The sequence below is a fragment of the Micromonospora mangrovicola genome (assembly GCF_047200535.1).
In the GTDB taxonomy this organism is placed as follows: domain Bacteria; phylum Actinomycetota; class Actinomycetes; order Mycobacteriales; family Micromonosporaceae; genus Micromonospora.
Genome location: NZ_JBJZOG010000190.1, coordinates 1 through 5,367 on the forward strand (window position 1 = coordinate 1; position 5,367 = coordinate 5,367).

Below are 5,367 nucleotides of genomic sequence, written 5' to 3' on the forward strand. Positions count from 1 at the left end.
GGATGGTGTGTGGTTGTTCTTTGAGAACTCAACAGGGTGCTTGATAAGCCAGTGCCAATTTGATTGATACCCCGGACTGGGCAGGTTTTGGTCTGTCTGGTTGGGATTCCTTTGGCAACATTTGTTGTCAGGACATTTTTTCAACAGGTTTTTGTTGGAGAGTTTGATCCTGGCTCAGGACGAACGCTGGCGGCGTGCTTAACACATGCAAGTCGAGCGGAAAGGCCCTTCGGGGTACTCGAGCGGCGAACGGGTGAGTAACACGTGAGCAACCTGCCCTAGGCTTTGGGATAACCCCGGGAAACCGGGGCTAATACCGGATAGGACCTGACACCGCATGGTGTTTGGTGGAAAGTTTTTCGGCCTGGGATGGGCTCGCGGCCTATCAGCTTGTTGGTGGGGTGATGGCCTACCAAGGCGACGACGGGTAGCCGGCCTGAGAGGGCGACCGGCCACACTGGGACTGAGACACGGCCCAGACTCCTACGGGAGGCAGCAGTGGGGAATATTGCACAATGGGCGGAAGCCTGATGCAGCGACGCCGCGTGAGGGATGACGGCCTTCGGGTTGTAAACCTCTTTCAGCAGGGACGAAGCGAAAGTGACGGTACCTGCAGAAGAAGCGCCGGCCAACTACGTGCCAGCAGCCGCGGTAAGACGTAGGGCGCGAGCGTTGTCCGGATTTATTGGGCGTAAAGAGCTCGTAGGCGGCTTGTCGCGTCGACTGTGAAAACCCGCAGCTCAACTGCGGGCCTGCAGTCGATACGGGCAGGCTAGAGTTCGGTAGGGGAGACTGGAATTCCTGGTGTAGCGGTGAAATGCGCAGATATCAGGAGGAACACCGGTGGCGAAGGCGGGTCTCTGGGCCGATACTGACGCTGAGGAGCGAAAGCGTGGGGAGCGAACAGGATTAGATACCCTGGTAGTCCACGCTGTAAACGTTGGGCGCTAGGTGTGGGGGGCCTCTCCGGTTCCCTGTGCCGCAGCTAACGCATTAAGCGCCCCGCCTGGGGAGTACGGCCGCAAGGCTAAAACTCAAAGGAATTGACGGGGGCCCGCACAAGCGGCGGAGCATGCGGATTAATTCGATGCAACGCGAAGAACCTTACCTGGGTTTGACATGGCCGCAAAACCGGCAGAGATGTCGGGTCCTTCGGGGGCGGTCACAGGTGGTGCATGGCTGTCGTCAGCTCGTGTCGTGAGATGTTGGGTTAAGTCCCGCAACGAGCGCAACCCTCGTTCGATGTTGCCAGCGCGTTATGGCGGGGACTCATCGAAGACTGCCGGGGTCAACTCGGAGGAAGGTGGGGATGACGTCAAGTCATCATGCCCCTTATGTCCAGGGCTTCACGCATGCTACAATGGCCGGTACAATGGGCTGCGATACCGTGAGGTGGAGCGAATCCCAAAAAGCCGGTCTCAGTTCGGATCGGGGTCTGCAACTCGACCCCGTGAAGTCGGAGTCGCTAGTAATCGCAGATCAGCAACGCTGCGGTGAATACGTTCCCGGGCCTTGTACACACCGCCCGTCACGTCACGAAAGTCGGCAACACCCGAAGCCGGTGGCCCAACCCTTGTGGAGGGAGCCGTCGAAGGTGGGGCTGGCGATTGGGACGAAGTCGTAACAAGGTAGCCGTACCGGAAGGTGCGGCTGGATCACCTCCTTTCTAAGGAGCACCATCCGTCGAAAGGCGGTATGGAGCCCGCGGCCCGCGGATGTCGGGTCGGGGTGCTCAGAGGCGGAGACACTGGTGAGTTTTCCCTGGCAACGGCCGGGTTTCCTAGTACGACCACCGTGGTGGTAGGGAACGGATGATCCGGTGCGGCTGGGTGGAGGCGTAGAGCACCCTGTTGGGTCCTGAAGGAACAACCGTTGGTTGTTTTCTTCGGAACCTTGGCTCCACCTTGCGGGGTGGGGGAGGTTGCCAGGCATGGCCTGGTTCCACATACCGCCGGCGGTTGTCGGGTTTGGTGTGGGGCTTGTGGGTTGTGGGTTGGTCGTTTGTTGAGAATTGCACAGTGGACGCGAGCATCTTTGTGGTCAAGTTGTCAAGGGCGAACGGTGGATGCCTTGGCACCAGGAGCCGATGAAGGACGTGGGAGGCCGCGATAGGCCTGGGGGAGCTGTCAACCAAGCTGTGATCCCAGGGTGTCCGAATGGGGAAACCCGGCATCAGTCATGTGATGTCACCCGCACCTGAACACATAGGGTGTGTGGGGGGAACGCGGGGAAGTGAAACATCTCAGTACCCGTAGGAAGAGAAAACAAATAGTGATTCCGTGAGTAGTGGCGAGCGAAAGCGGATTGAGGCTAAACCGGCTGCGTGTGATACCTGTCAGGGGTTGCGTGGTCGGGGTTGTGGGACCCTGCGAGACGAGCTGACACTCGTTTGAGGAGTTACAAAGCCAGCTGCTAGCCGAATGGTGTGGAAAAGCCAACCGTAGGCGGTGATAGTCCGGTAGGTGAAAGTGGCTGGTCTCCTGTGGGTGTTCCCGAGTAGCGGCGGACCCCTGAAATCTGCCGTGAATCTGCCAGGACCACCTGGTAAGCCTAAATACTTCCTGGTGACCGATAGCGGACGAGTACCGTGAGGGAATGGTGAAAAGTACCCCGGGAGGGGAGTGAAATAGTACCTGAAACCGTTCGCCTACAATCCGTCGGAGCCTTGCGGGGTGACGGCGTGCCTTTTGAAGAATGAGCCTGCGAGTTAGTGGCATGTGGCGAGGTTAACCCGTGTGGGGGAGCCGTAGCGAAAGCGAGTCTGAATAGGGCGTTTGAGTCGCATGCTCTAGACCCGAAGCGGAGTGATCTAGCCATGGGCAGGCTGAAGCGCGGGTAAGACCGCGTGGAGGGCCGAACCCACCAACGTTGAAAAGTTGGGGGATGACCTGTGGTTAGGGGTGAAAGGCCAATCAAACTCCGTGATAGCTGGTTCTCCCCGAAATGCATTTAGGTGCAGCGTCGCGTGTTTCTTGCCGGAGGTAGAGCACTGGATGGTCTAGGGGGCCCACAAGCTTACCGAAATCAGCCAAACTCCGAATGCCGGTAAGTGAGAGCGCGGCAGTGAGACTGCGGGGGATAAGCTTCGTAGTCGAGAGGGAAACAGCCCAGATCACCAGCTAAGGCCCCTAAGCGTGTGCTAAGTGGAAAAGGATGTGGGGTCGCATAGACAACCAGGAGGTTGGCTTAGAAGCAGCCACCCTTTAAAGAGTGCGTAATAGCTCACTGGTCAAGTGGTTCCGCGCCGACAATGTAGCGGGGCTCAAGCACACCGCCGAAGCTGTGGCACTCACACTTCAACCTCGCCAGGTCTTGATATCTGGTGCAGGTGTGTGGGTGGGTAGGGGAGCGTCGTGCCGGGGGTGAAGCAACGGGGTGACCTAGTTGTGGACGCGGCACGAGTGAGAATGCAGGCATGAGTAGCGAAAGAAGGGTGAGAAACCCTTCCGCCGGATGACCAAGGGTTCCAGGGCCAGGCTAATCCGCCCTGGGTGAGTCGGGACCTAAGGCGAGGCCGAGAGGCGTAGTCGATGGACAACGGGTTGATATTCCCGTACCCGCGAAAGAGCGACCCTGACGAACCTCGTTGTGCTAACCACCCGAGCTGCCGGCGACCTTCGGGTCAATGGTGGGGAGCGTGGGAACCTGGCGGGTAGTAGTCAAGCGATGGGGTGACGCAGGAAGGTAGCTGAGCCCGGCCGGTGGTTGTGCCGGGGTAAGCGTGTAGGCCGTGCCGTAGGCAAATCCGCGGCGCATGTAGGCTGAGACGTGATGCCGAGCCGATTCAGGTGAAGTCAGTGATCCTATGCTGCCGAGAAAAGCCTCTAGCGAGTTCTTAGCGGCCCGTACCCCAAACCGACACAGGTGGTCAGGTAGAGAATACCGAGGCGATCGGGCGAACTGTGGTTAAGGAACTCGGCAAATTGCCCCCGTAACTTAGGGAGAAGGGGGGCCGGAGACGTGAAGCCCCGCGCGGGTGGAGCGTTGTATGGCCGCAGAGAGCAGGGGGAAGCGACTGTTTACTAAAAACACAGGTCCATGCGAAGAAGTAATTCGATGTATATGGACTGACGCCTGCCCGGTGCTGGAACGTTAAGGGGACCTGTTAGCTCTTCGGGGCGAAGCGGAGAACTTAAGCGCCAGTAAACGGCGGTGGTAACTATAACCATCCTAAGGTAGCGAAATTCCTTGTCGGGTAAGTTCCGACCTGCACGAATGGCGTAACGACTTCCCCACTGTCTCAACCACAGGCCCGGCGAAATTGCATTACGAGTAAAGATGCTCGTTACGCGCGGCAGGACGGAAAGACCCCGGGACCTTTACTATAGCTTGACATTGGTATCTGAGTTAGCTTGTGTAGGATAGGTGGGAGCCGGTGAAGCTCATACGCCAGTATGGGTGGAGGCAATCTTGAAATACCACTCTGGTTGATTCGGGTATCTAACTTCGGACCGTTATCCGGTTCAGGGACAGTGTCTGGTGGGTAGTTTAACTGGGGCGGTTGCCTCCTAAAGGGTAACGGAGGCGCCCAAAGGTTCCCTCAGCCTGGTTGGCAATCAGGTGTTGAGTGCAAGTGCACAAGGGAGCTTGACTGTGAGACTGACAGGTCGAGCAGGGACGAAAGTCGGGACTAGTGATCCGGCACTGGCATGTGGAAGCGGTGTCGCTCAACGGATAAAAGGTACCCCGGGGATAACAGGCTGATCTTCCCCAAGAGTCCATATCGACGGGATGGTTTGGCACCTCGATGTCGGCTCGTCGCATCCTGGGGCTGTAGCAGGTCCCAAGGGTTGGGCTGTTCGCCCATTAAAGCGGTACGCGAGCTGGGTTTAGAACGTCGTGAGACAGTTCGGTCCCTATCCGCCGTGCGCGTAGGATACTTGAGAAGGGCTGTCCCTAGTACGAGAGGACCGGGACGGACGAACCTCTGGTGTGCCAGTTGTCCCGCCAGGGGCACGGCTGGTTAGCTACGTTCGGAAGGGATAACCGCTGAAAGCATCTAAGCGGGAAGCTCGCTTCAAGATGAGGTATCCCACCACCCTTCGGGGTGGGTAAGGCCCCCAGCTAGACGACTGGGTTGATAGGCCGGAAATGTAAGCCCGGTAACGGGTTCAGTTGACCGGTACTAATAGGCCGAGGACTTGACTACCAAGCTGCTACGCGTCCACTGTGCAACTCCCGACAAACGAACAACACACACGCGGGATGTGTGTGGTTGTTTGACATGTCGATAGAGTTACGGCGGTCATGGCGGAGGGGAAACGCCCGGTAACATTCCGAACCCGGAAGCTAAGCCCTCCAGCGCCGATGGTACTGCACTCGGGAGGGTGTGGGAGAGTAGGACACCGCCGGACAAACATTCCAGTC

The 5,367-nt window shown here is 58.2% G+C and carries 3 rRNA genes; all 3 read left to right on the forward strand.

Annotation, left to right across the window (positions count from 1 at the left end):
* The first annotated feature begins 151 nt into the window (after window positions 1-151).
* The 3 genes from ACL02O_RS33545 to rrf all read left to right on the forward strand — a co-directional run bounded on the left by ACL02O_RS33545 (window position 152) and on the right by rrf (window position 5,354).
* Window positions 152-1,666: ribosomal RNA gene (locus ACL02O_RS33545) — 16S ribosomal RNA — on the forward strand.
* Window positions 1,667-2,038: 372 nt separating this feature from the next.
* Window positions 2,039-5,149, forward strand: a 23S ribosomal RNA gene (locus tag ACL02O_RS33550).
* 88 nt (window positions 5,150-5,237) lie between these two features.
* Window positions 5,238-5,354 (forward strand): 5S ribosomal RNA (rrf, locus tag ACL02O_RS33555).
* Together the 16S, 23S and 5S rRNA genes form the textbook arrangement of a ribosomal RNA operon.
* The last annotated feature ends 13 nt before the right edge of the window (window positions 5,355-5,367 follow it).